A 25,517-nucleotide genomic window follows, 5' to 3' on the forward strand; every position below is an offset into this window, starting at 1 on the left:
GACTGCCAGACTCTGCGCATGCGCTTCGGCATCCTCGGCCCCCTCGACGTACGGGCCCACGACGGCAGCCCCTTGGACCCCGGGGGGCCACGGCCGCGCGCCCTGCTGACGGCGCTGCTCCTGGACGCCGGGCGGACGGTCTCGACGGAGCGCCTGATCGACGACTTGTACGGCGAGGACCCGCCCGCCAACGCCGCCAACGCGCTGCAGTCGCAGGTCTCCCGGCTCCGCAAGAGGCTCGGCCTGGAGATCGAGGCCGGTCCCGCGGGCTACCGCCTCGTCGTCGAGCGGGACGCCGTGGACGCGCACCGTTTCGAGCGCCTCGCGCGCGAGGGCAGACAGGCACTCGCCGCCGGGGACCCCACGCGCGCGGCAGAGCTGCTGCACGAAGGGCTCGCCCTGTGGCGCGGCCCGGCACCGGAGGACCTGCCGCGCCTGGACGAGCTGCGGCTCGGCGCCGTCCAGGACCGGATCGCGGCGGACCTGGACCTGGGCGACCACGCGGAGCTGGTCGCGGAGGTACGCGAGCTCCTCGCCCGGCACCCGCTCAGCGAGCGCCTGTACGGGCTGCTGATGCGCGCGCTGCACGCGACGGGCCGGCCCGCCGAGGCGTTGCAGGTCTACGAGGAGGCACGGCGGGTGCTCGCCGAGGAGCTGGGCAGCGACCCGTCGCCGGAGCTGTCCGCCCTCCATCTGGAGCTACTGCGGGAGCAGGAGCGGGATCCTCTGCGGCAGCGCGGGGTACCGGCCCAGTTGACGCGGTTCGTGGGGCGGACGGAGGAGCTGGCCAGGATCGGCGCGCTCCTGGCCGACGCCCGCCTCGTGACGCTGACCGGGCCCGGCGGCGCGGGCAAGACCCGGCTCGCGATCGAGGCGGGGCGCGCCCGCCAGGACGTCTGCTACGTGGAACTGGCACCACTCACCGACGCCACGGGCGTCCCCTACGCGATCCTCACCGCGCTCGGCGTGCGCGAAGGGCTGCGCGGCCCACGGGACCAGGAGGTCACACAGCGGCTCGTGGCCGCGCTCGAAGGACGTGACCTGCTGCTCGTCCTCGACAACTGTGAGCATGTGATCGAGGGCGCGGCCCGGGTGGCGGGACAGCTCCTGGGCGCCTGCCCCGGGCTCCGGATCCTCGCCACGAGCCGGGAGGCGCTCGGCATCACCGGAGAGGCGCTGTGCCCGGTGCCCCCGCTCGCGGCCGGTCCCGCCGCCCAGTTGTTCCGGGACCGGGCGGCGGCGGTGCGGCCGGACTTCGCCGCGCACCACGCGCGCGTGGACGTGATCGACGACATCTGCGCGGCCCTGGACGGGCTTCCGCTCGCCATCGAACTGGCTGCCGCCCGGCTGCGTACGCTCACCGTCGACGAACTGGCCGAGCGGCTCGGCGACCGCTTCCGGGTCCTCTCGCGCGGGGACCGCACCAAGGCGCCACGCCACCGCACCTTGCGGGCCGTAGTCGAGTGGAGCTGGGAACTGCTCGACGAGGAGGAGCGGGACCTGGCCCGCCGGATGACGGTCTTCGTCGGCAGCGGCCTGTCCGGCGGCGCGACACTGGACGCCGTGGAGGCGGTGTGCGGCATCCCGTACCCGGAGGACCTGCTGGCCTCGCTCGCCGAGAAGTCGTTCCTGGAGGCCGCCGAGGGGCGCTACCGCATGTTGGAGACGATCCGCGCGTTCTGCGCCGAGCACCTGCCCGACACCGTCCTCGCCGAGCTGAGGGACGCGCACGCCGCCTACTTCCTGCGCCTGGCCGCGGAGGCCGAACCACGCCTGCGGGGCCACGATCAACTCCCCTGGCTGGCTCGTCTGTCCGACGACCGCGGCAACCTGGACGCCGCGCTGCGCCACCTCCTGCGGACCGCGCCGACCGACGGGCTGCGGCTCATGGCGGACCTCTCCTGGTTCTGGCGACTGCGCGGCCTGACCGGCGAGCGCGTGGCGCTGGCCCGCGAGCTGATGGACGCGGTGGGCCCCGAGGCGCCGCCCGGACTGGAGGAGGAGTACGCGCTGTGCGCGCTCAACTCGGTGCGCGGGGACGGCGACGAGGCCCGGCTCGCCCACGCCGACCAGGTCCTGGCCACCATCCGCCGCCAGTTGCGACTGCCGTTCACGGTGGTGCTGTGGACGCTCGCCGTCGGCCCCGAGCGCTCCCAGGAGGAGCGCGTGCTCGCCCAGGTCGGGGACGATCCGTGGGGCCGGGCGCTGCTCGCCGTCGGCCTCGGCTTCCAGGAACAGTTCGCGGGGCGCCCCGAGGCGTCGGAAACCCTGTTCGCGCAGGCCCTGGCCGGATTCCGGCAGACCGGTGACCGCTGGGGCATGGCCAACTCCCTCGACCAGCTCGGCCTGTACGCGGACTGGCGTGGGGAGCGCACGCGCGCGTTGGAGCTCATCGACGAAGCGCTGGGATACGCGCGCGAGTTGGCGGCACCGGAGGAGACCGCCGACCTCCTGTGCAGACGCGGCACCGTCCTGTTGCGCAGCGGGGCCTACGAGGAAGCGACCGCGGACTTCACGCGGGCTGCCGAGCAAGCGCGCACGGCGGGTGCGCCCGAGAAGGTGGCCGGGGCGCTGTGGGGCATGGGGGACGCGGCACGCCTGTCCGGGGACACGGCCCTCGCGCGGGAGCACTATCAATCGGCTCTGGAGAGCAGCGCCCGCTCCTGGTACAGCGTCGGCCAGACCGCCCACATCCTGCTGGGTCTCGGCCGCGCGGCCCTGGCGGAGGGGCAGGCGGAGGAGGCGGACGACTGGTTCGCCCAGGCGCGCTCGCTCTCCACGGACGCCCAGACGCAGAGGCTCGTGCTGGCCGAGGTCGCGGAGGCCCTGGCGTGCCGCACGGACCAGCCGGAACATGCGGTGAAGCTCCTCGGCGCCGCGTCGTCGCTGCGCGGACTGCTGATCGTCGACGACCCGGACGTCACGCCGGTCGAACGCCGTCTGCGGCGCCTGCTGGCGCCCGACGTGTACAAAAGGGCCTTTGAGCTGGGCGCCAGCGACGGTCAGTCGGCGGTCAGCGAGTGGTCAGCGGACGGTAAGCGGGGGGCCGCAAGCTCACTGACATGACGAAGCGAACGCACAACGCCGACAGCGCCACCGCCACCGCCACCGCCACCGCCACCGACAACCACCGCAGCACCGACTCCCACGCCGATACGGACACCGACACCGGCAGCCACCGCACCACCGGCACCGAGGCCGCCACCGGCACCGACACCGACACCGACACCGACACCGACACCCTGGCCCATCTGAACGTCCTGGTGTCCGGCGCCAGCATCGCCGGCCCCGCGATCGCCTTCTGGCTCTCCCGCCAGGGCGCCCGCGTCACGGTCGTCGAGAAGGCACCCGCGCTGCGCGGAGGCGGCTTCGCCGTGGACTTCCGCGGCCACGTCCACCGCACCGTCCTCACCCGCATGGGCATCTGGGACGACCTGCACGCGATGCAGACCGACATGGGGCGCCAGACCATCGTGGACGCGGACGACAGGGAGCGGGTGGACCTGCCCGCGCACCTCATGAGCGGTGACGTCGAGGTGTTCCGCGGCGATCTCTCACGGCTGCTGTACGAGCGCACGAAGGACAGCGTCACCTACGTCTTCGGCGACTCGATCGCCTCCCTCACGGAGACGGCCACGGGCGTCGACGTCACCTTCGACCACGGCGCGCCCCGCGCCTTCGACCTGGTCGTCGGCGCGGACGGCCTGCACTCCCACACCCGGCGCCTGGTCTTCGGCGACGAAGCGCGGTACCTGCACTTCTTCGACTACTACGTCGCCGGGTTCGACATGCCCAACCACCTCGGCCTCGACCGCACCGCCCGGCTCTACAGCGAACCCGGCCGCACAGCGATGATCAGCAACTACGACGGGGACCCCGACCGGGCGGGCGGCGCCGTGGTCTTCCACTCGGAGCGACTGACGTACGACCGCAAGGACGTGGCCCAGCAGAAGCGCATCGTCGCCGAGAAGCTGCGCGGTATGGCCTGGCCGCACGCCCAGCGGATCCTCGAAGCACTGGACGACGCCGACGACCTGTACTTCGACGCCATCGCCCAGGTCCACATGGACCGGATCTCGCAAGGGCGCGTGGTCCTGCTCGGTGACGCCGGGCACGGTGCCACCATGGGCGGCATAGGCACCGGTACGGCGCTCGTGTCGGCGTACGTCCTGGCGGGCGAGCTGGTGGCGGCGGGCGGCGACCACCGCGCCGCGTTCGCCGCCTTTGAGGCGCGGATCACGAAGTACGCGAAGGGCTGCCAGAAGCTCTCCGGGAACGCGGGGCCGTTCCTCGCCCCGCCCACCGAGAAGAAGATCCGCAGCCGCGACCGCGCCTACCGGATGCTCAGCTCACGTCTCCTGGCGAGCTTCTTCAAGCGCATGACGGAGAAGGCGGCGAGCAATCTGGCGCTGAGGGACTACGGCTTGGCGGGCGAGCACATACCCGGGGCCACGCCGAGTGCCAGGACCATAGGCGGGGCTGGCCTCGTAACCACGGCAGCGGCCACACCCGGGGCCTGACCCCAGCAGCCCCAACAACAGCCCCAACACGCCGCCGCGAACGCCCTAGCCCACCGCCGGACCCGCCTACCCGCCTACCCGCCCGGTCTGCCTACCTGCCCGATCCCTCCGCGCCCCTGAGCCGCCAGCCGTGATCGACCGGCCCGATGCCCGATCCCAGGGCGAACCCGGCCGCGATCGCCCCGGTGACGTACTCCTTGGCCGCGTGTACGGCCTCGGGGACCGACTGGCCCTTCGCGAGTTGGGCCGCGATCGCGGAGGCGAGGGTGCAGCCCGTGCCGTGCGTGTGGCGGTTGTCGTGGCGCGGGGCGCGCAGCCAGTACTCCTCGGAACCGTCCGTAAGAAGGTCGACCGCCTCGCCCCTCTGCCCGCCCGGGCCCGAACCGGCACGCGTACCCGCACCAGCACCCGAACTCACCCCCGCACCCGCACCCACCCCGGAGTCCAAATGCCCACCGTGATGCCCGTCGTGCTGCCCACCCAGATGCCCACCCAAATGACCACCCTTGATGACCACCCACCGCGGCCCATAGGAAAGCACCGCAGCCGCCGCCCGCCGCATGTCCTCCTCCGACCGGACCCGCACGCCGGTGAGTTGGGCGACCTCGTCGAGGTTCGGGGTGGCGACGGTGGCGGTCGGCAGGAGCTTCGTGCGGACGGAGTCGAGCGCGGAGGCGGCGAGCAGGGAGTCCCCGTGCTTGGAGACGCCGACGGGGTCGATCACGACCGGCGCGTCGGTGTCCGCCAGCAGCTCGGCCACGCACGCGACGAGTTCGGCGGAGGCGAGCATCCCCGTCTTGACCGCCTGGACCCCGATGTCGTCGACGACGCTGCGGTACTGGGCGCGGACGGCCTCCGCGGGCAGTTCCCAGGCGCCTTGGACGCCGAGGGAGTTCTGCGCGGTGACGGCCGTGACGACGCTCATGCCGTGGGTGCCGAGGGCGAGCATGGTCTTGAGGTCGGCCTGGATGCCGGCGCCGCCGCCGGAGTCGGACCCGGCGACGGTGAGCACCCGTACCGGGGCGGCGGACGAGGGGCCGGTGCCCGGTCCGGGTATGGGCGCGGAGGCTGTCATGACTCGATCTCCCCACCGGGGAAGTCGTCCCCGAAGTGGTCCCAGCCGCCCTTGCTGGTCCAGGGTGCGCCGTCCACGGTGACCTGGGGCAGGGCGGAGGGGTTCAGCACCTCGCCGATCACCTTCCAGCGGGCGGGCAGTTTCACGTCCGGCGGGAAGGTGGCGACGATGGCGTGGTCCTCTCCCCCGGTCAGGACCCATTGGAGCGGGTCGACGCCGACGGCCTGGCCGATGTCGTTCATCTGGGAGGGCACGTCGACCTTCCCGGACTTGATGTCGATGCGGACCTTGCTGGACTCGGCGATGTGGCCGAGGTCGGCGATGAGGCCGTCGCTCACGTCGCACATGGCGGTGGCGCCGAGTCCGGCGGCGGCAGGGCCCGCGTGGTACGGGGGCTCGGGACGGCGGTGGGCCTCGACGAAGGCGCGGGGGGAGCGGAAGCCGCGGGACAGGACGGCGTACCCGGCGGCGGACCAGCCGAGCCAGCCGGTGACGGCCACGACGTCGCCGGGGCAGGCGCCCGCGCGGGTCACCGGTTCGTGGTTGCGCATGTCGCCGAGCGCGGTGATGGCGATGGTGATGGTGTCACCGCGGACGACGTCGCCGCCGACGACCGCGGCACCGGCGACCTGGCACTCGTCGCGCAGCCCGTCCATCAGTTCGGAGGGCCAGGACGCGGGCAGCTCGGCGGGGACGACGAGGCCGAGCAGCAGGGCCGTGGGGACGGCGCCCATGGCGGCGATGTCGGCGAGGTTCTGCGCGGCGGCTTTGCGGCCGACGTCGTACGCCGTGGACCAGTCGCGCCGGAAGTGCCTGTTCTCCAGGAGGACGTCCGTGCTGGCGACGACCCTGCGGTCCGGCGCGGCGATCACCGCGGCGTCGTCGCCGGGGCCGATCCGTACGGCCGGGGTGGTGGTGAGCCGGGAGGTGAGTTCTCGGATGAGTCCGAACTCCCCCAGCTCGCCGACGGTGCCCTTCATGCGCGTACTGCCCCTTCTGCCCCGGCCCGCTTGCGGTCGCGGCCCGTCTCTGTCATGGGTACGGTTTCTGTCAAGAACGGGCGTTTCGTGCAGCCCCTTGGAGGGTCGTCCGCACGTCCCACCGTCCGGCGCGCCGAGCCGCTCACCACCAGGCCCTCCGCTCCTCGCACGGGCCGGACCCCACGATGCCGTACACGGTGTGCGCGCCACAGTCGGCCCGGGTCTCCCCGTGGCGAGCGGCGACGCGATACCGTGGCGTCCCTTTCCCCCACATGATCCTCGTGGCCGCCCTGGAGGTTCCGTGGTACAGGCGTACATCCTGATCCAGACCGAAGTAGGCAAGGCGTCGACCGTCGCCGAGCTCATCGCGAAGATTCCGGGAGTGATCCAGGCCGAAGATGTCACCGGCCCCTATGACGTGATCGTTCGCGCGCAGGCCGACACCGTCGACGAACTGGGTCGCATGGTGGTCGCCAAGGTCCAGCAGGTGGACGGCATCACGCGCACCCTGACCTGCCCGGTCGTCCACTTGTAGCCCCCGTCTACCCTGTGCCGGTGAACCTTTTCCGTCACCGGCTCCGTCTTGTCATCGGGCTGCCCGCGCTGTGCCTGCCGATCGCCCTGGCGGGCTGCTCCTCGGCAGACGGCAGCGCGTCGGTCGTGGTTCCCCGTCCGGGCGCGACGGCCGAGAAGCTGTGCCGGAACCTGGACAAGGTCCTGCCGTCGAAGGTGGACGGTCTGAGCCGCGAGGACCCCGAGCCGGCGTCCACGTTGACCGCTGCCTGGGGAAGCAACGCGATCATACTGCGCTGCGGGGTCGCTCAGCCCCCGAAGATGATCGATCCCAAGGTGGCGGAGGGCGGCGATCCCGACGCCGTCGCCGGTGGGGTGAACGGGGTGGACTGGTTGATGGAGAAGCGGGACGACGGCTCGTACCGCTTCACCACCGCCAACCGTGAGGCGTATGTCGAGGTGAGCGCGGAGAAGGGGCGGGACAGCTCCAGTGTCCTGGTCGATCTGGCTCCGGCCGTGAAGGAGGCGATCCCGAAGGGGGTCGCCTCCTGACCCGGGTACGCGGTGGCTACCGCAGCCCCGTCGGGCGTCGCAGTGCCGCCTGCAGCAGCCGGTCCACCAGCTCCGGGTAGCTGACCCCGCTCTCCTGCCACATCCGGGGGTACATGGAGATGGGCGTGAAGCCGGGCAGCGTGTTGATCTCGTTGATGACGAACTCGCCGTCCTCGCCGAGGAAGAAGTCGGCCCGGACGATGCCCTCGCAGGACACGGCGTCGAACGCGGCGACGGCGAGGCGCTGGACCTCGGCCGTCTGCTCCGCCGTGAGCGGGGCGGGCACGATCCCGGCGGCGGAGTCGATGTACTTGGCCTCGAAGTCGTAGAAGTCGTGGGCCTGGACGGGCGGGATCTCGGCGGGGACGGAGGCGCGCGGCCCGTCCTCGAACTCCAGCACGCCGCACTCGATCTCGCGCCCGATGATCGCCGCCTCGACGATGACCTTCGGGTCGTGGGCGCGGGCGGTCTCCATGGCCTCGTCGAGCCCGGCGAAGGAGTCGACCTTCGTGATGCCGATGGAGGAGCCGGCGCGCGCGGGCTTGATGAACAGCGGCCAGCCCTGCTCGCTGACGAAGTCGGCGATGCGCCGCCGGGCGCCTTCCTGGTCGCGTTCCCACTCGCGGGGCCGGATGACGAGGTAGGGCCCGACCTTGAGGCCGAAGGAGGTGAAGATCCGCTTCATGTACTCCTTGTCCTGGCCGACGGCCGAGGAGAGCACACCGCAGCCGACGTACGGCGTCCCGGAGAGGTCGAGGAGCCCCTGGATCGTGCCGTCCTCGCCGTACGGGCCGTGCAGGACGGGGAAGACGACGTCGACGTCGCCGAGGACCTTGGGGACCGAGCCGGGCTCGGTGTAGACGACCTCGCGCGAGGAGGGGTCGACGGGGAGGACCACGCCGCCCTCGGGCGAGTCGGCGAGATCGGCGACGTCCGGCACCTTGCGGTCGGTGATCGCCATCCGCTCGGGGTCGTCCGAGGTCAGCGCCCAACGGCCCTCGCGCGTGATGCCGATGGGCAGCACGTCGTACTTGGAGCGGTCGATGGCGCGCAGCACGGCGCCCGCGGTGACGACGGAGACACCGTGCTCGGAGCTACGGCCACCGAAGACGACGGCCACGCGCGGCTTCTGCCCGCCCGCGGGCGCGGAGGGCTCGGCGGGCGCAGGGCTCTGGGGAAGGTTCTCGCTGCTCATATCGCGATGAGCGTACCTGCTGGTACAGAAGGAGTCAGCGAAGGAGTCGGCCTGCGCCGGGCCGGGCCACGTCGCCCCTGCCCAGCACCCAGGTCAGGAGGGCTCAGTGCCGCTCGGGCTTGGCCGAGCGGGACATCAGCTCCTTCACGGCGACGACCGGCGGCTTCCCCTCGTGGACGATGCCGACGACGGTCTCCGTGATCGGCATGTCGACGCCGTGACGCCGCCCCAGGTCGAGCACGGACTCGCAGGACTTGACGCCCTCGGCGGTCTGCTTGGTGACGGCGATGGTCTCTTCGAGGGTCATGCCCTTGCCGAGGTTGGTGCCGAAGGTGTGGTTGCGCGACAGCGGCGAGGAGCACGTGGCGACGAGGTCGCCGAGGCCCGCGAGCCCGGAGAAGGTCAGCGGGTCGGCGCCCATGGCGAGCCCGAGCCGGGTGGTCTCGGCGAGGCCGCGCGTGATGAGCGAGCCCTTGGTGTTGTCGCCGAGCCCCATGCCGTCCGCGATGCCGACGGCGAGCCCGATGACGTTCTTCACGGCGCCGCCGAGTTCGCAGCCGACCACGTCGGTGTTGGTGTAGGGCCGGAAGTACGGGGTGTGGCAGGCGACTTGGAGGCGCTGGGCGACGGCCTCGTCACGGCAGGCGACGACCGCGGCGGCGGGCTGCCGGGCGGCGATCTCGCGCGCGAGGTTCGGTCCGGTGACGATCGCGACGCGGTCGGCGCCGACCTTCGTGACGTCCTCGATGACCTCGCTCATCCGCATGGCCGAGCCGAGCTCCACACCCTTCATCAGGGAGACGAGCACGGTGTCGGGGGCGAGCCGGGGCGCCCACGCGGCGAGGTTCTCGCGCAAGGTCTGGGAGGGGACGGCGAGCACGGTGAAGTCGGCACCGTCGGCGGCCTCGGCCACGTCGGTCGTCGCCCGTACGCTCGCGGGCAGCTCGACGCCGGGCAGGTAATCGGGGTTGACGTGGGTGGAGTTGATGGCGTCGGCGAGTTCGGCGCGGCGGCCCCACAGGGTCACGTCGCACCCCGCGTCCGCGAGGACCATGGCGAACGCGGTGCCCCACGATCCCGTCCCGAAGACTGCGACCTTCGCTGCGGCCTTCACGGGTCGGCTCACTTGCTCTCCTCCGAACTGCCGCTCTGTGAACTTCCGCGCCGCGCCTGTGCCTTGCGGCGCTGCTCCAGCCGGGCTTCGCGCGGGTCGTAACGCTTCTGCGGGGCCGGTTCGCCGCGCAGTTGCGCGACCAGTTGGGTGATCTCCCCCATGATGACCTCGGTCGCTTCCTTGAGGAGATCCGGTGTCATCTCCTTGTCGTAGAACCGCGACAGGTCGACGGGTTCCCCGGCGAGGACGTGGTGGGTCTTGCGGGGGAAGAAATGCGGCTTCTTCGCGTAGGGGGCGAGGACGTCGGTGGCGCCCCATTGGCCGACGGGAATGACCGGGCAGCGGGTCTGGAGGGCCACTCGCGCCACGCCGGTCTTACCGGTCATGGGCCACAGTTCGGGGTCCCGGGTAAGCGTTCCTTCTGGATAGAAGGCGACGCACTCACCGCGCTCCACGGCGTCGATCGCGGCGCGGAAGGCGCTCAGCGCGTTCGTCGACTCGCGATAGACGGGAATCTGTCCGGTGCCGCGCATCGCCGCGCCGACGAAGCCCTTCCGGAAGAGGCCGTGCTTGGCGAGGAAACGCGGGACTCGTCCGGTGTTGTACTGATAGTGGGCGTAGAGGAACGGGTCCAGATGCGAATTGTGGTTCACCGCGGTGATAAATCCACCGTCGGCCGGAATGTTCTCCATTCCGCGCCAGTCCCGCTTGAACAGAACCACCAGGGGCGGTTTGCACAGGACCGCGGCGAAGCGGTACCAGAAGCCGATTCTGCGGCGGGACACTCGGACACCTTCCTCTAGGACCTGGCGGGTGGGCCCCGTCGGGCCGCACAAGTGTCGCCCCAGGCCACCGGTCTGTCGAGAACACCGTACGCCCGCCCGAACGGGCTCACCTCATGCACAGGTCACAATAGGTGCGTGCAGTGGACCCTGGTGATACCGCTGAAACCGCTGGTGCGGGCCAAGAGCAGGCTGGCGCCCGCGGCCGGCGGCCTGCGCCCGGGCCTCGCCCTCGCGTTCGCCCAGGACACCGTGGCCGCCGCGGGCGCCTGTACGGCGGTAAGCGATGTGGTGGTCGTCACGGACGATGTCCGCGCCGGTCGTGAACTGGGGGCTCTCGGCGCCCGGGTCGTCCCCGACACGCCGCAGGCCGGACTCAATGCGGCTCTCGCGCACGGCGCCCAGTTCGTACGTGCCTCATCTCCGGCCGCGCCCGTGGCCGCGCTCAACGCGGATCTCCCCGCGCTGCGCCCCGAGGAATTGGCCCGCGTTCTCGGCGCGGCCGCCGCATTTCCCCGGGCATTTCTGCCCGACGCCGCCGGAATCGGCACGACGCTTCTGTCCGCCGCGCCCGGCGCGGAATTGTCCCCCGCATTCGGCGCGGCGTCGCGCGCCCGGCACACGGCGTCGGGCGCGGCGGAACTCCCGCTGGAGGGGGTCGACTCCGTGCGCCAGGACGTCGACACGGGCGAGGACCTGCGCGCGGCGCTCGTGCTCGGCGTGGGCCCGTACACCGCGCGGGCCACGGCCGGACTGCTGTCCCTGGACGCGGCGCAGGACTGAGTACGCTGCCCGTATGCAGGCCACCGCGTACACGTACGACCCCGATTCCCGCTCCGGCAGCGTCCTCCTGGACGACGGCACGCCGCTGCCGTTCGACACCGCCGCCTTCGACGCGGGCGGCCTGCGGCTGCTGCGGCCGGGGCAGCGCGTGCGGATCGAGGTCCGGGGCGAGGGCGAGGCGCGGCAGATCACGCTCGTGACCCTCCAGACCTTCTGAACCGTCCCCCGCGGATCCGGCCCCGCGGAACCGGCTCCCGTAGGACCGCCTCCGGGAAGGCTGGACACGCCGCGGGCCGGGCTCCCCGAGGGGAGCCCGGCCCGGCGCGTTGAGCAGCCTCGTGGCGTGTGCCCTTACTTCTTGCGGGCGGTGGCCTTCTTGGCGGTCGTCGTCTTGCGGGCCGTCGACTTCTTGGCGGGCGCCTTCTTGGCCGTGGCCTTCTTGGCGGGGGCCGTCTTCGCGGGGGACGCCTTCTTGGCGGCGGCAGCGGTGGACTTCGTCGCCGTCGTCTTCTTGGCGGGGGACGCCTTCTTCGTCGCGGCGGCGGTGGACTTCGTCGCCGTCGTCTTCTTCGCGGGGGACGTCTTCTTGGCGGTGCCGGCGGTCTTCTTCGCCGTTGCCGTCGTCTTCTTCGCCGTCGCGGTGGACTTCTTCGCCGGCGTGGCCTTCTTGGCGGTGCCGGTGGCGGCCTTCTTCGCGGTCGTCTTCTTGGCCGCGGCCTTCTTGACGGTCGCCGAAGCGAGGCCGGTCAGGCTGCCCTTGGGCGCCTTCTTGACCGCGACGTCGTTCTTGGGGAGCTTCTTGGAGCCCGCGACGAGGTCCTTGAAGCCCTGGCCTGCGCGGAAGCGCGGCACGGAGGTCTTCTTGACCCGGACGCGCTCGCCGGTCTGGGGGTTGCGGGCGTACCGGGCCGGACGGTCCACCTTCTCGAACGAACCGAAGCCGGTGACCGAGACACGGTCGCCGTTGACCGTGGCCCGGACAATGGCGTCGAGTACCGCGTCGACGGCGTCGGCGGCCTGCTGACGGCCACCGACCTTGTCGGCAATCGCTTCTACGAGCTGCGCCTTGTTCACGTCTTCCCCTTCGGAGACATTGCCGGAACGAATCTCTTTCGCCCCCGGCTTTTTCGCACGTTAGGCAGATATATACCGCAAATCAAACACGAAACGGGCTAATCACCCTTGTGCCGCAACGAACTCGGCCGTCTCAGAGTTCCTCTTCCGTGCGGGAGCCCTCTTCGAAGTCGTCGAGGTCCGCACCGAATCGCTCCAGACGTCTGGCCGCACCGGCGAGATCGTGTTTGGCCGCGGCCGTAATGGCCAGCAGCTTCCGGGTCAGCGCCATCCGTACGCCCTCCGGGACTTGCAGTGCGCGCACTCGGGCGTGCGCTTCCTTGAGTTGGTTCGCGACCGCCGCGTACATCGGGAGTTGGCCGTCGTGTTCCATGCACAGATTGTGCCATCTGGGGCGAGTTGTCGCCTCCGCAGGGGGTAACTCCCGCCCCACAAACGCCTCCTGAGCCCGTGCGCGCCGCGCTCGTCCGCAGTGGCGCCGAGTCTCGCGTACCCCGCTAACACCCCTGGTAACCACGGGAGTTGATGGTCCCCGCAGGCCGCCGCGATGAGGGCGCGTGGGCCGTCCGGGGCCGGACGCAGAAGTACCCCCAACCGATGCACGATTGGGGGTACGGAGCCTGCGGATGTGGCCTGAATGAGCCTTGCCCGGGAGCCGAACGGTCCTCGCTCAGACCTGGACGGTCCGCGGCTTGAACGACGGGCGCTTCGCCTCGTAGGCGGCGATGTCGTCCTCGTTGCTCAGGGTGATGCTGATGTCGTCGAGCCCGTTGAGCAGCCGCCAGCGGGAGTTCTCGTCGAGCTCGAAGGAGGCGGTGACGCCCTCGGCGCGGACCTCGCGCTTCTCCAGGTCGACCGTGACCTCGGCCTGCGGGTCGCGCTCGACCAGCTCCCACAGCTCGTCGACGACCTTCTGGTCGAGGACCACGGTCAGCAGGCCGTTCTTGAGGGAGTTGCCCCGGAAGATGTCGGCGAAGCGGGAGGAGATGACGGTCTTGAAGCCGTAGTTCTGCAGCGCCCACACCGCGTGCTCGCGCGAGGAGCCCGTACCGAAGTCGGGGCCCGCGACCAGGACCGTGGCGCCCGCGCGCTCCGGTTTGTTGAGCACGAACTCGGGGTCCTTGCGCCAGGCCTCGAACAGCCCGTCCTCGAACCCGTCCCGGGTCACCTTCTTGAGCCAGTGGGCCGGGATGATCTGGTCGGTGTCGACATTGCTGCGGCGCAGCGGGACGGCCCGCCCGGTGTGCGTGGTGAATGCTTCCATGGCTGATCAGACTCCAGCGGGCGTACGGGCTTCGGCGTCGGACAGGTCGGCCGGGGAGGCCAGGTGGCCGAGGACGGCGGTGGCGGCGGCGACCTGGGGCGAGACCAGGTGGGTGCGGCCACCCTTGCCCTGGCGGCCCTCGAAGTTGCGGTTGGAGGTGGACGCGGAGCGCTCGCCGGGGGCGAGTTGGTCCGGGTTCATGCCGAGGCACATCGAGCAGCCGGCGTGCCGCCACTCGGCGCCGGCCTCCTTGAAGACCTTGTCCAGGCCCTCGGAGGCGGCCTGGAGGCCGACCCGCGCGGAGCCCGGGACGACCAGCATCCGTACGCCGTCGGCGACTTTGCGGCCCTCGACGAGGGCGGCGGCGGCGCGCAGGTCCTCGATGCGGCCGTTGGTGCACGAGCCGACGAAGACGGTGTCGACCTTGATGTCGCGCAGCGCCTGCCCGGCGGTCAGCCCCATGTACTCCAGGGCCTTCTCGGCGGCGAGACGCTCCGAGGCGTCCTCGTACGAGGCCGGGTCCGGGACGGTGCTCGAAAGCGGAGCGCCCTGGCCGGGGTTGGTGCCCCAGGTGACGAACGGGGACAGCTCCTCGGCCTTGATGAAGACCTCGGCGTCGAAGACCGCGTCGTCGTCGCTGCGCAGCGTCTTCCAGTACGCGACGGCGGCGTCCCACTCCTCGCCCTCGGGGGCGTGGGCGCGGCCCTTGAGGTAGTCGAAGGTGGTGGCGTCGGGGGCGATCATGCCCGCGCGGGCACCGGCCTCGATCGACATGTTGCAGATCGTCATGCGGGCCTCCATCGAGAGCTTCTCGATGGCGGAGCCGCGGTACTCGATGATGTAGCCCTGGCCGCCGCCGGTGCCGATCTTGGCGATGATCGCCAGGATCAGGTCCTTGGCGGTGACGCCCTCGGGCAGTTCGCCGTCGACGGTGATCGCCATGGTCTTCGGGCGGGCCATCGGCAGCGTCTGCGTGGCCAGCACGTGCTCGACCTGCGAGGTGCCGATGCCGAACGCCAGCGCGCCGAACGCGCCGTGCGTGGAGGTGTGCGAGTCGCCGCAGACCACGGTGGTGCCGGGCTGGGTCAGGCCGAGCTGCGGGCCGACCACGTGGACGACGCCCTGCTCGACGTCGCCGAGCGAGTGCAGGCGGACACCGAAGTCGGCGCAGTTCTTGCGCAGCGTCTCCAGCTGGGCGCGCGAGACGGGGTCGGCGATCGGCTTGTCGATGTCGAGGGTCGGGGTGTTGTGATCCTCGGTGGCGATGGTGAGATCGAGGCGGCGCACCTGGCGCCCGGCCTGCCGGAGGCCGTCGAACGCCTGGGGGCTGGTCACCTCGTGCAGCAGGTGCAGATCGATGAAGAGGAGGTCGGGCTCGCCCTCGGCGCGCCGGACGACGTGGTCGTCCCAGACCTTCTCCGCGAGTGTCCTACCCATCGCTTTCCCTTCGGCCGACCGGTTGCGCCGGCCCAACTAGAGATTTCGGATCGCCGTCGCTCGTACCCCTCGTACCGGACGCCGGCTGCCGGGTCCGTTGGTCCACGGACCGGCGTCCGTACAGAGTGGCAAGTTCCACGGATATTTGAACTTGCGTTTCACAGAGTGAGACGGGAGTATCGACGCATGGACAACAGTAGCGGCGTCGGCGTTCTGGACAAGGCAGCCCTTGTCCTGGGCGCCCTGGAGTCCGGGCCCGCGACCCTCGCAGGACTTGTAGCGGCCACCGGACTGGCAAGACCGACGGCCCACCGCCTCGCGGTGGCCCTGGAACACCACCGCATGGTGGCGCGGGACATGCAGGGCCGGTTCATCCTCGGCCCGCGCCTCGCGGAGCTCTCCGCGGCGGCCGGCGAGGACCGTCTGCTCGCGACGGCGGGCCCGGTGCTCACGCACCTTCGGGACGTCACGGGCGAGAGCGCGCAGCTCTACCGCCGCCAGGGCGACATGCGCATCTGCGTCGCCGCGGCGGAGCGCCTGTCCGGCCTGCGGGACACGGTCCCGGTCGGTTCGACGCTGACGATGAAGGCGGGCTCGTCCGCGCAGATCCTGATGGCCTGGGAGGAGCCGGAGCGCCTGCACCGCGGCCTCCAGGGCGCCCGCTTCACGGCCACGGCCCTGTCGGGCGTACGCCGCAGGGGCTGGGCCCAGTCGATCGGCGAGCGGGAGCCGGGCGTCGCGTCCGTCTCCGCGCCCGTGCGCGGCCCGTCGAACCGGGTGGTGGCCGCCGTCTCGGTCTCGGGCCCCATCGAGCGCCTGACCCGGCATCCGGGCCGGATGCACGCCCAGGCCGTGATCGACGCCGCGGGCCGCCTCTCCGAGGCCCTGCGCCGCACCGGCTGACGCAAGTCGCCCGTTCCTCCTGCCAGTTCCGGCCGGTCGCTCCAACGCCGCAGCGACCGGCCGCGGTTGTCTTCGTGACCGTACGCCGGGCATACGCGAAGAGGCCCTTCCCGCGCTTACGGGAAGGGCCTCTTCGTGCTGTACCCCCGACCGGATTCGAACCGGCGCTACCGCCTTGAGAGGGCGGCGTGCTAGGCCGCTACACAACGGGGGCCTTGCGGATCGGAATCCGCGGTTGCAGATGAGCTCTGCGAGCTGGCCTACCAGGACTCGAACCTAGAATGACGGTACCAGAAACCGTAGTGTTGCCAATTACACCATAGGCCACAGTGGTTCAGACCACTGGGGTCCGACCAGTACCCCCGACCGGATTCGAACCGGCGCTACCGCCTTGAGAGGGCGGCGTGCTAGGCCGCTACACAACGGGGGCCCTAGCGATCCTGCAGCGAAGTCGGTGGGAGCTACCCGTGCCGTCCTCGTGGGAAGGATCTGTACCCCCGACCGGATTCGAACCGGCGCTACTGCCTTGAGAGGGCAGCGTGCTAGGCCGCTACACAACGGGGGCTTCGTGGATCTGGAATCCACAGGTGCAGATGAGCTCTGCGAGCTGGCCTACCAGGACTCGAACCTAGACTAACGGAACCAGAAACCGTCGTGCTGCCAATTACACCATAGGCCACCAAAACGCCGACCCCGTCGGGATCTTTGTCCGGCTTGCGCTTTCGGGGCCCGGCCTTTCGGCTCGCTTCCCTCGGCGCAGGAAGAACATTACCCGAAGGTCTCCGGCGCTCCAAAACGGGTATCGCGGGCCAGCAGCGCCGGGAGCTGGTCGAGGCCGGTGACGCGGACCAGCTCCGGGCGGCCGCCGACGCCCGCGCGGTCCAGCCAGATACCGGTCAGCCCCGCCTCGACGGCGCCGCGCGCGTCCGTGTCCGGCTGATCACCTACGTACGCGACCTCGTGCGGGGCGAGGCCCAGCGCGTCGCAGACGGCGTGGAAGGCGGCGGCGTCCGGCTTGGCGACGCCCAGCTCGGCGGCGCACAGGAGGGCCTCGAAGCGGTCCCGCACACCGAGGACGCGCAGTTTGCGGTCCTGATTGTGGAGCGAGGAGTTGGAGAGCACGGCGTGGCGGTGCGTGCGCGCGAGGGCGTCCAGGACGGGCACGGTGTCCGGGAACAGGGCCCAGGCGGCCTCGTAGTGCCCGAGGTAGCGCGTGAACCAGGCGTCGGCCGCCGTGTCGTCGAGGAGCCGCCCCACGAAGGCGCGCACACGGTCCCGGCGCTGCCCCTCCCAGTCGGTCTCCCCCGCCTCGAACCGGGCCCAGTGCTCGCGGGTCAGCGCCCGCCACCGGGTGAGCGCCCGCTCGGCGGTGCCGAAGGCGTCGAGGAGCCCCTCGGCGGTCAGGTGGGCGCGCATCCCGGCGGTGTCGGCGGTGGCGTAGTCGAAGAGGGTGTCGTCGATGTCCCAGACGATGGCCTTGACGTTCCTCAGGGACGTCAAGGGCCCGGCGGCGTCGTGCTGCGGCATGTCATGACCGTAACGCCGGACGGCCCGGCCGACGGGGTGTTCCGTCGACCGGGCCGTCCGGTTGCGCGCGTGCCGCGGGTCAGGCGGCGAGCTTCGCCAGCGCCGCGTCGATGCGGGCCAGCGTCTTCTCCTTGCCCAGGATCTCCAGGGACTCGAAGAGCGGGAGGCCGACCGTACGGCCGGTGACCGCGACGCGGACCGGCGCCTGGGCCTTGCCGAGCTTGAGGCCGTGGGCCTCGCCGGCGGCCAGGACGGCCTCCTTGAGGGACTCGGGGGACGTCCAGTCCGCCGCCTCCAGCTTTTCGCGGGCCGTGGCGAGGAGGGCGTCGGAGCCCTCCTTCATCGCCTTGGTCCAGCTCGCCTCGTCGAAGACCGGCTCCGGCAGGAACAGGAAGTCGACGTTGTCGGTGATCTCGGAGAGGACCTTGACGCGGGTCTGGGCGTGCGGGGCGATCGCCGCCCACTTCGCCTCGTCGAAGTCCTCGGGCGCCCACAGGGCGTACGGGGCCCTCAGCCAGGGCTCGCAGCGGGCCGCGAAGTCCTTCGGGTCGAGCAGGCGGATGTGGTCGCCGTTGATCGACTCGCACTTCTTGAGGTCGAAGCGGGCCGGGTTCGGCTGCACGTCGGCGACGTCGAACGCGGCGACCATCTCCTCGATCGAGAAGATGTCGCGGTCCGCCGAGAGCGACCAGCCGAGCAGCGACAGGTAGTTGAGCAGGCCCTCGGGGACGAAGCCGCGCTCGCGGTAGAGGTTCAGCGACGACTGCGGGTCGCGCTTGCTGAGCTTCTTGTTGCCCTCGCCCATGACGTACGGCAGGTGCCCGAAGTGCGGGGTCTCCTTGGCGATGCCGAGGTCCTTGAGCGCGTCGTACAGGGCGATCTGGCGCGGGGTCGAGGAGAGCAGGTCCTCGCCGCGCAGGACGTGCGTGATCTCCATCAGCGCGTCGTCGACCGGGTTGACCAGCGTGTACAGCGGGGCGCCGTTGGCGCGGACGATGCCGTAGTCCGGCACGTTCTCCGGCTCGTACGTGATGTCGCCGCGGACCAGGTCCGTGAAGGTGATCGTCTTGTCGGGCATCCGGAAGCGGACGATCGGCTTGCGGCCCTCGGCCTCGTACGCCTCCTTCTGCTCGGCGGTCAGCTCGCGGCAGTGGCCGTCGTAGCCGGACGGCTTGCCGGCGGCGCGGGCGGCCTCGCGGCGGGCGTCCAGCTCCTCCGTGGAGCAGTAGCAGTAGTACGCGCGCCCGGCGTCGAGCAGCTTCTGCGCGACGTCCTTGTAGAGGTCCATGCGCTGCGACTGCCGGTACGGGGCGTGCGGGCCGCCGACCTCGGGGCCCTCGTCCCAGTCGAAGCCGAGCCAGCGCATCGAGTCGAGGAGCTGGTTGTAGGACTCCTCGCTGTCGCGGGCCGCGTCGGTGTCCTCGATGCGGAAGACGAGGGTGCCCTGGTGGTGGCGCGCGAAGGCCCAGTTGAACAGGGCGGTGCGGACCAGGCCCACATGGGGGTTACCGGTGGGCGAGGGGCAGAAACGGACGCGTACGGGTGCGCTAGCCACGCTTGACAACCTTGTTGGTGAGAGTGCCGATGCCTTCGATGCTGACGGCGACCTCGTCGCCCGCCTGCAGGGGGCCGACCCCTTCCGGGGTGCCCGTGAGGATGACGTCGCCCGGGAGCAGGGTCATTGCCTCGGAGATGTTGGCGATCAGGTCCGGGATGGACGTGATCATCTGGGACGTGGAGCCGAGCTGGCGCTGCTGCCCGTTGACCGTGCACTGGATGCCGAGGTCGGAGGCGGCGGCCACGTCCAGGTCCGTCTCCACCCAGGGACCGAGCGGGCAGGAGGTGTCGAAGCCCTTGGCGCGGGCCCACTGCTTCTCGCGCCTCTGCACGTCGCGGGCGGTCACGTCGTTGGCGGCGGTGTAGCCCAGGATCACGTCATTGACGCGCTCACGCGGGACCTCGCGGCACATGCGGCCGATGACGACGGCCAGCTCCGCCTCGTGGTGCAGCTCCTGCGAGAACGAGGGGTACTGGATCTCGTCGCCGGTGCCGATCACGGACGTCGACGGCTTGAAGAAGGCGAAGGGGGCGTCGGGGACCTCGTGGCCCAGCTCCTTCGCGTGCTCCGCGTAGTTGCGGCCGAAGGCGATCACCTTGTTGGGGAGCACGGGCGGCAGCAGCCGGACCTTGCTCAGCGGGACCTTGGTGCCGGAGAGCTCGAAGTCCGCGAAGGGGATGCCCTTGATGATGTCGAGGACGAGCTCGTCTGGCTTGTCGCCCTCGACCGCGCCGAAGGCGACGTTCCCGTCGATGGAGAATCTGGCGATGCGCACGGGTGGCTGCGCCCCTTTAACTTGCCGGTGGGCCTGAGTATGCGTACGTGTCCAGGCTAACGCGGGGCGTAGACAGTGTTCCGTCGAGCGGCGTGGCATCGCCGACGGGCCCCCTCAGGAGGCGCCTCTCTCAGCTGCTCGCAGGGATCTTCGGCGCGACCGTCAGGATCGTACGCTTCGGGTTCGCGGTATTCGTCGGAAGTGTGACCGAGTGTTCCGGGAGGGCCGGAGCGGCCTGCAGATCAGCGGCGTCTTTGAGGTGCGCCAGCGTGGTACGCCGCGGGTTTGCAAGGTGGAGATACGTCATCATCGTCCTCATGACTACTGCGCTCTAGAACCTTCCCGCTCGATGGCTGCGTTGCCCTCATCGGGATCGAACACCGGAGCATATCAACATGCACCGTCCGATTCCACAGTGACGCCTCAAACTAACCATTGCCTCCTTCTCCACCTCAAGGCATAGTGCCGTTGGCGATCATGTACTGCATCGCAGCACCCAAGTAAGGGCACAGGGGAGGAAACCATGCGGAATTTTAAGCGCGTTGCGACAGTGGCTGCAGCCACTGCGGCTCTGACCATTGGAGTGACGACGTCAGCCAACGCCTACTCGCTCGACTACTTCGCATTTTCGAACAACTCATGCGGCGTCGTAGCGTTCTCTAAATACGGCGATGTCTTCAGGTTCCAGGATGCTTGTTCCGACGGCAGGGGAGTGCGCCTGCAGGCCACGGTGCCGACTACGTCTACCGGCACGCCAAGCACCAGCGATCCCAAGTGGACGAAGGACTACACCTTGGGCGCAACTGGCCTCAATTGGGACAATGCTTTCGTCTACAACAGGGACTTCACCGAGAACGCCTGCTTCTTTATGCGGGCCGGCCTTGTAGACAACGGTTCGTACGTGTCCGGCTCGTACGGGGCCTGGAAGCTGGCCTGCGCATAGAGGCGAAGTTTCGTGATGCTTGATGGCCCGTCGCCTTGAGCGACGGGCCATCTCATTTCGTCGCCCGGACAGCGCCAGTGCCACACCTTGGCTGAACGACCACCGTCCAGACGCGACGGGGACCGCGCGAGCAGCACGGAGCGTGGCGACGCCTCTCTGGAGGCGCAGAACAACGCTTTCCCGCCCAAAGCCGGAAAGGCGCCACCGGCGGCCTGTGAGTTTACTCACGAAGGCGCACGCAAATAGGGCAATCCAAACCGACGAGCGACAAGCGAAAATCGGACATTGCGTCACTTAAGCCATCACTGGGCTCCCGATCACGCGACTCCACCTTCCCCAAGCTACACGTAGAACCTCCTTGAACGCCCGGTTTCAACTAGATTGCTTCTACGGCTGGTTACCCCTCCCTCACGTGGCGTCACGACTGGTGCGCTGCGCCCCTCGGGCCTTGTTGGAGATCCTGCACTGTGCTGAAATTCCCGGGACCGCCGCGGACTGCGCCGGCGCACGGGGGCGCGACTCAAGCGCCGAGCGGCGGCGGAAAGGGGGAGCCGGCGCCGGTCACTCACGACCAACAGGGGGGCGTTTCAGGTCGCCCCTCGAACTACGCCGACACCGTCCTGCCCGCGCATGCGAGCGGGACGCCTGGTCCAGAGGTTGCGACGCTAGTGCAGGGACGTAAGAACAGGGATGGCAGCGCTGCGGCGGAGCCGGAGCCGCGCGGCGGGACCGGCCCGATAACAGGCGGCTCCCAGCCCCCGCACGCCCAGAACCCGGGGCGCACCGCGTCCGTCGACGCCGGGGAGCGCGACGGGCGCGCCGCGACGTCCGGCGGCGCAGCCACGCCCGCGCCGGCCTCCGCCAAGCCGAAGGGCCCGACCGGCCCCGGCCCCCGGGTCGCCCTGCGCAACTGGCGCATCTCGACCCGTCTGGTCGCCCTGCTGACCCTCCCCGTGGTCGCCGCCACCTCCCTCGGCGCGCTGCGGATCGCGGAGTCCTTGGACGACATCAAGCAGCTCGACAACATGAAGCTGCTGACGGAGATGACGAAGCAGGCCACCGACCTGGCCTCGGCCCTCCAGGAGGAGCGCGACCAGTCGGCGGGGCCGCTGTCCAACGACCCCAAGGCGACGAACGACTTCAACATCAAGGCAGCGCGCGAGAAGACGAACCGCGCCCGCGACACGTTCCTGCAGGGCACGACGGACATCGAGGGCGATGCCGACAGTCTCAACGGCGTGCGTGAGCACGCCGTGCAGATCGCTCACGAGCTGATCGGCATCAACGAGATCCGGCAGAACGCCTACGCCAAAAAAACCAACTCGTCGCAGACGGTAGAGGCGTACGCGCGCATCATCGAGCAGCTGCTCTCCTTGTCCACGGACATGGCCCAGGCCACCAGCAGCCCCGAGATGATTCAGCGAACCCGCGCCCTGGCCGCTTTCTCCTCGGCCAAGGAATACGCGTCCGAACAGCGTGCCGTCATCGCCGCCGCGCTGCCGGCCAATAGCACTCACTTCGGTTCGATCTCGGATACTGACCGTCAGTACGCGCTTGGTGCCGCCAGCAACCAAAAATCGCAGCTCGACTCGTTCAGAAGCGTTTACGGCAACGTGGCGGCGACGGAACTGCTGAAGCCCATCGAGGACAACAACGCCACCATCAAGGCTGCCGACAAGTACGCGGAGCGCGTACTGGCCAAGTCGGACGGCATCAGGTCGCAGGACAAGCGCTCCTACAAGGACTGGGTCGACGCGGACAGCGCCCGGATCCAGGAGATGTCCAAGATCGAGCTGACGCTGCTCAACCAGATGGAGCAGCAGGCCCGTGAGTTGCGCAACGCCTCCGAGCAGTCGGCCATCGTCAACGGTGCGCTGATCCTCGTCGTCCTCGGCGTCTCCCTCGTCGGCGCGTTCGTCGTGGCCCGCTCCATGATCCGTTCGCTGCGCAGGCTCCAGGACACCGCGACCAAGGTCGCCCAGGACCGCCTGCCCGAGCTGGTCAAGCAGCTCTCCGAGTCCGACCCGCAGGACGTCGACACGTCCGTGGAGTCGGTCGGTGTGCACTCCCGGGACGAGATCGGCCAGGTGGCCGCGGCCTTCGACGACGTGCACCGCGAGGCCGTCCGCCTCGCCGCCGAGCAGGCCCTCCTGCGGGGCAACGTCAACGCGATGTTCACCAACCTCTCGCGGCGTTCCCAGGGCCTCATCCAGCGCCAGCTCTCGCTCATCTCCGAGCTGGAGTCCCGCGAGGCCGACCCCGACCAGCTCTCCTCGCTGTTCAAGCTCGACCACCTCGCGACCCGCATGCGCCGCAACGGCGAGAACCTCCTCGTCCTCGCCGGTGAGGAGCCGGGCCGCCGCTGGACGCGCCCCGTGCCCCTGGTCGACGTGCTCCGCGCCGCCGCCTCCGAGGTGGAGCAGTACGAGCGCATCGAGCTGGCCTCGGTGCCGACCACCGAGGTCGCGGGCCGCGTCGTCAACGACCTCGTGCACCTGCTCGCCGAGCTGCTCGAGAACGCGACCTCGTTCTCGTCCCCGCAGACCAAGGTGAAGGTGACCGGTCACGCGCTGCCCGACGGCCGCGTCCTGATCGAGATCCACGACACCGGCATCGGCCTCTCCCCCGAGGACCTCGCCGCGATCAACGAGCGGCTCGCCTCGCCGCCCACCGTGGACGTCTCCGTCTCCCGCCGCATGGGTCTGTTCGTGGTCGGCCGTCTGTCGCAGCGCCACGGCATCCGCATCCAGCTCCGGCCGTCCGACTCCGGTGGTACGACCGCGCTCGTCATGCTCCCCGTGGACGTCGCCCAGGGCGGCAAGAAGCTGCCCGGCCAGGGTGGTCCGGGTGGTGGCGGTCCCGCCGCCGCGCAGGCCGCGGCCGGTGCCGCCGCCGCGCGCCGGGGTGTCGCCCCGGGCACGGGCAACGGCAACGGTGGCCGTCTGAACGCCGGACCGGGTGCGGCGCGGCCGCAGGTCGGCGCGGGTGCCGGTGGCCCCCGTGCGGCGCTGCCCGGCCGGGACGGCGCCCCCGCCCCGCAGGGTCCGCAGAACCCGCAGGCGCCGCAGGGCCAGGGCCCCCGTGGTCCGCAGAACCCGCAGGTCCCGCAGGGTCCGCGCGACACCGGCAGGCCGGGACAGCCGCGCGGCCCGCAGAACCCGCAGGGTCCGCAGAACCCCCAGGCCCCCATGGCCCCGCAGAACCCGCAGGCTCCGCAGCGGCAGCAGCCCCCGCTGCCCGCGCGCGCCCAGCGGGGCCCGCAGGCCCCCCAGAACCCGCAGGACGCCCCCGCTCCGCAGGCGCCGAACGGTTCCGGCGTCTTCGGGCAGGGCCCGGTCCCGCCGCAGCAGCGCACTCACAACGACCCGGCCGAGCAGCAGCAGGGCGGCCGGCGCCGTCCGGTGCTGCCCCCGCGCGGCGGCCCGCGCGCCGAGCTGCCGGGCGGCGACCCGCAGCCCCGCGTGCCGAGCTGGAGCGACGAGAACGCCCAGCCGCGCCTCGACGCCCCGCGCGAGCACGACGAGCCGGACTCGACGGCGCGCTACCCGCGGGTCCAGGACGCGCACCAGGGCCCGGCCGCCACGGCCGAGTTCCCCCGCCCCGACTTCGACGCGCCGCGCCCCGCGGACCAGGACGGCGGCCAGTTCGTCCGCTCCGACGTCTTCGGCGGCATACCGAGTGGTGGCATACCCGGCGGCCAGAACCCGTCGGACACCGGCCAGTACGAGCAGCCGCGGAACCCGTCCGAAACCGGTCAGTTCGAGCGTCCGCAGGACCCGGCCGCGACCGGTCAGTTCGCGCAGTACGAGCCGCAGCAGAGCGCGTCGGACACCGGGCAGTACGAGCAGGTGCGCTACGAGCAGCCGCAGGACCCGGCCGCGACCGGCCAGTTCGAGCAGTTCCAGGCCCCGGCGCAGCAGGACCCGTACGCGTACGAGCGTCCGGCGCAGCAGCAGCCGCAGCAGGACTACCTGCCGCCGGCCACCGGTCCCGGCGACGGCCGCACCCCGCTGTACGACACGCTCGAGACGAACTGGTTCCACGGCCAGCAGAGCCAGGGCGGCCGGAACGGCCGGCCCGAGCAGGGCCAGGACCCGCAGCAGGCGCAGCCCGCTCCGCAGGGCCGTCCCCTGCCGCAGCGCGGTCTGCCGCAGCGTCCGCAGCCGCAGAACGGCGTGGCCCGCCAGGCGCCCGCCGCCCCCGACTCCGGTCAGAACCAGTCCAACTGGCGGCAGTCCCCGAACGACGAGCTGATGCGTCAGGCCGAGCGGGTGCGCAAGCCCGCCGCGGGCGGCGTCACCGTCTCGGGTCTGCCGCGCCGTGTGCCGCGGGCGAACCTCGTGGCGGGCACGGCCCAGGAGCAACAGCAGAACCAGACCGGCCCGCAGGTCTCACGCGCACCCGACGAGGTGCGGGGACGGCTGACCAATCTCCGTAGGGGCATCCAGCAGGGCCGGCAGGCCGGTAACTCCGGCCAGACCGGCAGCTATCCCCGCCCCACTCACCAGCAGGAGCGTTAGTT

The 25,517-nt window shown here is 70.8% G+C and carries 22 protein-coding genes and 5 tRNA genes; 9 read left to right on the plus strand and 18 right to left on the minus strand.

Annotation, left to right across the window (positions count from 1 at the left end; translation table 11 throughout):
• Positions 1–18: 18 nt before the first annotated feature.
• Together ABZ877_RS06075 and ABZ877_RS06080 are read left to right on the plus strand one after the other, a co-directional pair.
• Positions 19–3,066 carry a BTAD domain-containing putative transcriptional regulator gene (locus ABZ877_RS06075; protein WP_361065098.1) on the plus strand — a complete coding sequence of 1,016 codons (3,048 nt, stop codon included), beginning with the start codon at positions 19–21 and terminating at the stop codon, positions 3,064–3,066.
• Complete coding sequence (locus ABZ877_RS06080) at positions 3,063–4,520, plus strand: FAD-dependent monooxygenase (RefSeq protein WP_361065101.1); 1,458 nt, start codon at positions 3,063–3,065, stop codon at positions 4,518–4,520. The genes ABZ877_RS06075 and ABZ877_RS06080 overlap by 4 nt, the downstream gene beginning before the upstream one ends.
• Before the next feature lie 91 nt (positions 4,521–4,611).
• Here ABZ877_RS06080 and thiD read toward each other — a convergent pair whose 3' ends face one another.
• Together thiD and ABZ877_RS06090 are read right to left on the minus strand one after the other, a co-directional pair.
• A complete protein-coding gene (gene thiD, locus ABZ877_RS06085; protein WP_361065104.1) occupies positions 4,612–5,595 on the minus strand; it encodes a bifunctional hydroxymethylpyrimidine kinase/phosphomethylpyrimidine kinase in 984 nt (327 codons plus the stop codon).
• Entirely contained in the window at positions 5,592–6,575 is a 984-nt protein-coding gene (locus ABZ877_RS06090; protein ID WP_361065107.1) for a thiamine-phosphate kinase, read from the minus strand. Before ABZ877_RS06090 ends, thiD begins: the two co-directional genes overlap by 4 nt.
• 301 nt (positions 6,576–6,876) lie before the next feature.
• Between ABZ877_RS06090 and ABZ877_RS06095 the strand changes: the two genes are divergently transcribed.
• Entirely contained in the window at positions 6,877–7,110 is a 234-nt protein-coding gene (locus ABZ877_RS06095; RefSeq protein WP_351165332.1) for an Lrp/AsnC ligand binding domain-containing protein, read from the plus strand.
• Positions 7,111–7,130: 20 nt separating this feature from the next.
• A complete protein-coding gene (locus tag ABZ877_RS06100) occupies positions 7,131–7,640 on the plus strand; it encodes a DUF3515 domain-containing protein (RefSeq protein ID WP_361065110.1) in 510 nt (169 codons plus the stop codon).
• Positions 7,641–7,656: 16 nt separating this feature from the next.
• On the opposite strand, the gene ABZ877_RS06105 is transcribed toward ABZ877_RS06100, so the two are convergent.
• The 3 genes from ABZ877_RS06105 to ABZ877_RS06115 all read right to left on the minus strand — a co-directional run bounded on the left by ABZ877_RS06105 (position 7,657) and on the right by ABZ877_RS06115 (position 10,734).
• Positions 7,657–8,835 carry a D-alanine--D-alanine ligase family protein gene (locus ABZ877_RS06105; protein ID WP_361065113.1) on the minus strand — a complete coding sequence of 393 codons (1,179 nt, stop codon included), beginning with the start codon at positions 8,833–8,835 and terminating at the stop codon, positions 7,657–7,659.
• Between the two features lie 103 nt (positions 8,836–8,938).
• Positions 8,939–9,961, minus strand: a complete 1,023-nt coding sequence (locus ABZ877_RS06110; RefSeq protein ID WP_361065116.1) for an NAD(P)H-dependent glycerol-3-phosphate dehydrogenase — start codon at positions 9,959–9,961, stop codon at positions 8,939–8,941.
• Positions 9,958–10,734 carry a lysophospholipid acyltransferase family protein gene (locus ABZ877_RS06115; RefSeq protein WP_361065120.1) on the minus strand — a complete coding sequence of 259 codons (777 nt, stop codon included), beginning with the start codon at positions 10,732–10,734 and terminating at the stop codon, positions 9,958–9,960. The genes ABZ877_RS06110 and ABZ877_RS06115 overlap by 4 nt, the downstream gene beginning before the upstream one ends.
• A 135-nt stretch (positions 10,735–10,869) precedes the next feature.
• Here ABZ877_RS06115 and cofC point away from each other — a divergent pair, with 135 nt between their 5' ends.
• Together cofC and ABZ877_RS06125 are read left to right on the plus strand one after the other, a co-directional pair.
• On the plus strand, positions 10,870–11,514 hold the full coding sequence (gene cofC, locus ABZ877_RS06120; protein ID WP_361065123.1) for a 2-phospho-L-lactate guanylyltransferase: 645 nt from the start codon (positions 10,870–10,872) through the stop codon (positions 11,512–11,514).
• Positions 11,515–11,527: 13 nt separating this feature from the next.
• Complete coding sequence (locus tag ABZ877_RS06125; RefSeq protein ID WP_361065125.1) at positions 11,528–11,731, plus strand: hypothetical protein; 204 nt, start codon at positions 11,528–11,530, stop codon at positions 11,729–11,731.
• A 134-nt stretch (positions 11,732–11,865) separates the two neighbouring features.
• Here ABZ877_RS06125 and ABZ877_RS06130 read toward each other — a convergent pair whose 3' ends face one another.
• The 4 genes from ABZ877_RS06130 to leuC form a co-directional block, all read right to left on the minus strand.
• Positions 11,866–12,588 carry an HU family DNA-binding protein gene (locus ABZ877_RS06130; RefSeq protein ID WP_361065128.1) on the minus strand — a complete coding sequence of 241 codons (723 nt, stop codon included), beginning with the start codon at positions 12,586–12,588 and terminating at the stop codon, positions 11,866–11,868.
• Positions 12,589–12,721: 133 nt separating this feature from the next.
• Positions 12,722–12,961, minus strand: coding sequence for a hypothetical protein (locus ABZ877_RS06135; RefSeq protein WP_361065132.1), 240 nt, complete (start codon positions 12,959–12,961; stop codon positions 12,722–12,724).
• Between the two features lie 297 nt (positions 12,962–13,258).
• The gene (gene leuD, locus ABZ877_RS06140; protein ID WP_361065135.1) at positions 13,259–13,852 is read right to left on the minus strand and encodes a 3-isopropylmalate dehydratase small subunit; all 594 of its coding nucleotides are present in this window, start codon (positions 13,850–13,852) and stop codon (positions 13,259–13,261) included.
• Positions 13,853–13,858: 6 nt separating this feature from the next.
• The gene (gene leuC / locus ABZ877_RS06145) at positions 13,859–15,289 is read right to left on the minus strand and encodes a 3-isopropylmalate dehydratase large subunit (RefSeq protein ID WP_361065138.1); all 1,431 of its coding nucleotides are present in this window, start codon (positions 15,287–15,289) and stop codon (positions 13,859–13,861) included.
• A gap of 186 nt (positions 15,290–15,475) precedes the next feature.
• Between leuC and ndgR the strand changes: the two genes are divergently transcribed.
• Complete coding sequence (gene ndgR / locus ABZ877_RS06150) at positions 15,476–16,192, plus strand: IclR family transcriptional regulator NdgR (RefSeq protein WP_324767461.1); 717 nt, start codon at positions 15,476–15,478, stop codon at positions 16,190–16,192.
• 141 nt (positions 16,193–16,333) lie between these two features.
• Here the strand turns inward: ndgR and ABZ877_RS06155 are convergent.
• The 9 genes from ABZ877_RS06155 to ABZ877_RS06195 form a co-directional block, all read right to left on the minus strand.
• Positions 16,334–16,406, minus strand: a tRNA-Glu gene (locus ABZ877_RS06155).
• 41 nt (positions 16,407–16,447) lie between these two features.
• Positions 16,448–16,519: transfer RNA gene (locus ABZ877_RS06160), tRNA-Gln, on the minus strand.
• A gap of 30 nt (positions 16,520–16,549) precedes the next feature.
• A tRNA-Glu gene (locus ABZ877_RS06165) sits at positions 16,550–16,622 on the minus strand.
• A gap of 62 nt (positions 16,623–16,684) precedes the next feature.
• Positions 16,685–16,757, minus strand: a tRNA-Glu gene (locus ABZ877_RS06170).
• A gap of 42 nt (positions 16,758–16,799) precedes the next feature.
• Positions 16,800–16,871, minus strand: a tRNA-Gln gene (locus ABZ877_RS06175).
• Between the two features lie 89 nt (positions 16,872–16,960).
• The gene (locus ABZ877_RS06180; RefSeq protein WP_361065142.1) at positions 16,961–17,719 is read right to left on the minus strand and encodes an HAD family hydrolase; all 759 of its coding nucleotides are present in this window, start codon (positions 17,717–17,719) and stop codon (positions 16,961–16,963) included.
• Between the two features lie 79 nt (positions 17,720–17,798).
• Positions 17,799–19,283, minus strand: coding sequence for a glutamate--tRNA ligase (gene gltX / locus ABZ877_RS06185; RefSeq protein ID WP_361065145.1), 1,485 nt, complete (start codon positions 19,281–19,283; stop codon positions 17,799–17,801).
• Entirely contained in the window at positions 19,267–20,052 is a 786-nt protein-coding gene (locus tag ABZ877_RS06190) for a fumarylacetoacetate hydrolase family protein (RefSeq protein WP_361065148.1), read from the minus strand. The genes gltX and ABZ877_RS06190 overlap by 17 nt, the downstream gene beginning before the upstream one ends.
• Positions 20,053–20,182: 130 nt before the next feature.
• Positions 20,183–20,371 carry a hypothetical protein gene (locus tag ABZ877_RS06195; RefSeq protein WP_361065151.1) on the minus strand — a complete coding sequence of 63 codons (189 nt, stop codon included), beginning with the start codon at positions 20,369–20,371 and terminating at the stop codon, positions 20,183–20,185.
• A 264-nt stretch (positions 20,372–20,635) separates the two neighbouring features.
• On the opposite strand from ABZ877_RS06195, the gene ABZ877_RS06200 reads away from it, so the two are divergent.
• The gene (locus ABZ877_RS06200; protein WP_361065154.1) at positions 20,636–20,995 is read left to right on the plus strand and encodes a hypothetical protein; all 360 of its coding nucleotides are present in this window, start codon (positions 20,636–20,638) and stop codon (positions 20,993–20,995) included.
• A gap of 668 nt (positions 20,996–21,663) precedes the next feature.
• Positions 21,664–25,515, plus strand: coding sequence for a nitrate- and nitrite sensing domain-containing protein (locus ABZ877_RS06205; protein ID WP_361065157.1), 3,852 nt, complete (start codon positions 21,664–21,666; stop codon positions 25,513–25,515).
• Positions 25,516–25,517: the final 2 nt, after the last annotated feature.

This window comes from Streptomyces sp. NPDC046939 (assembly GCF_040644575.1).
In the GTDB taxonomy this organism is placed as follows: domain Bacteria; phylum Actinomycetota; class Actinomycetes; order Streptomycetales; family Streptomycetaceae; genus Streptomyces.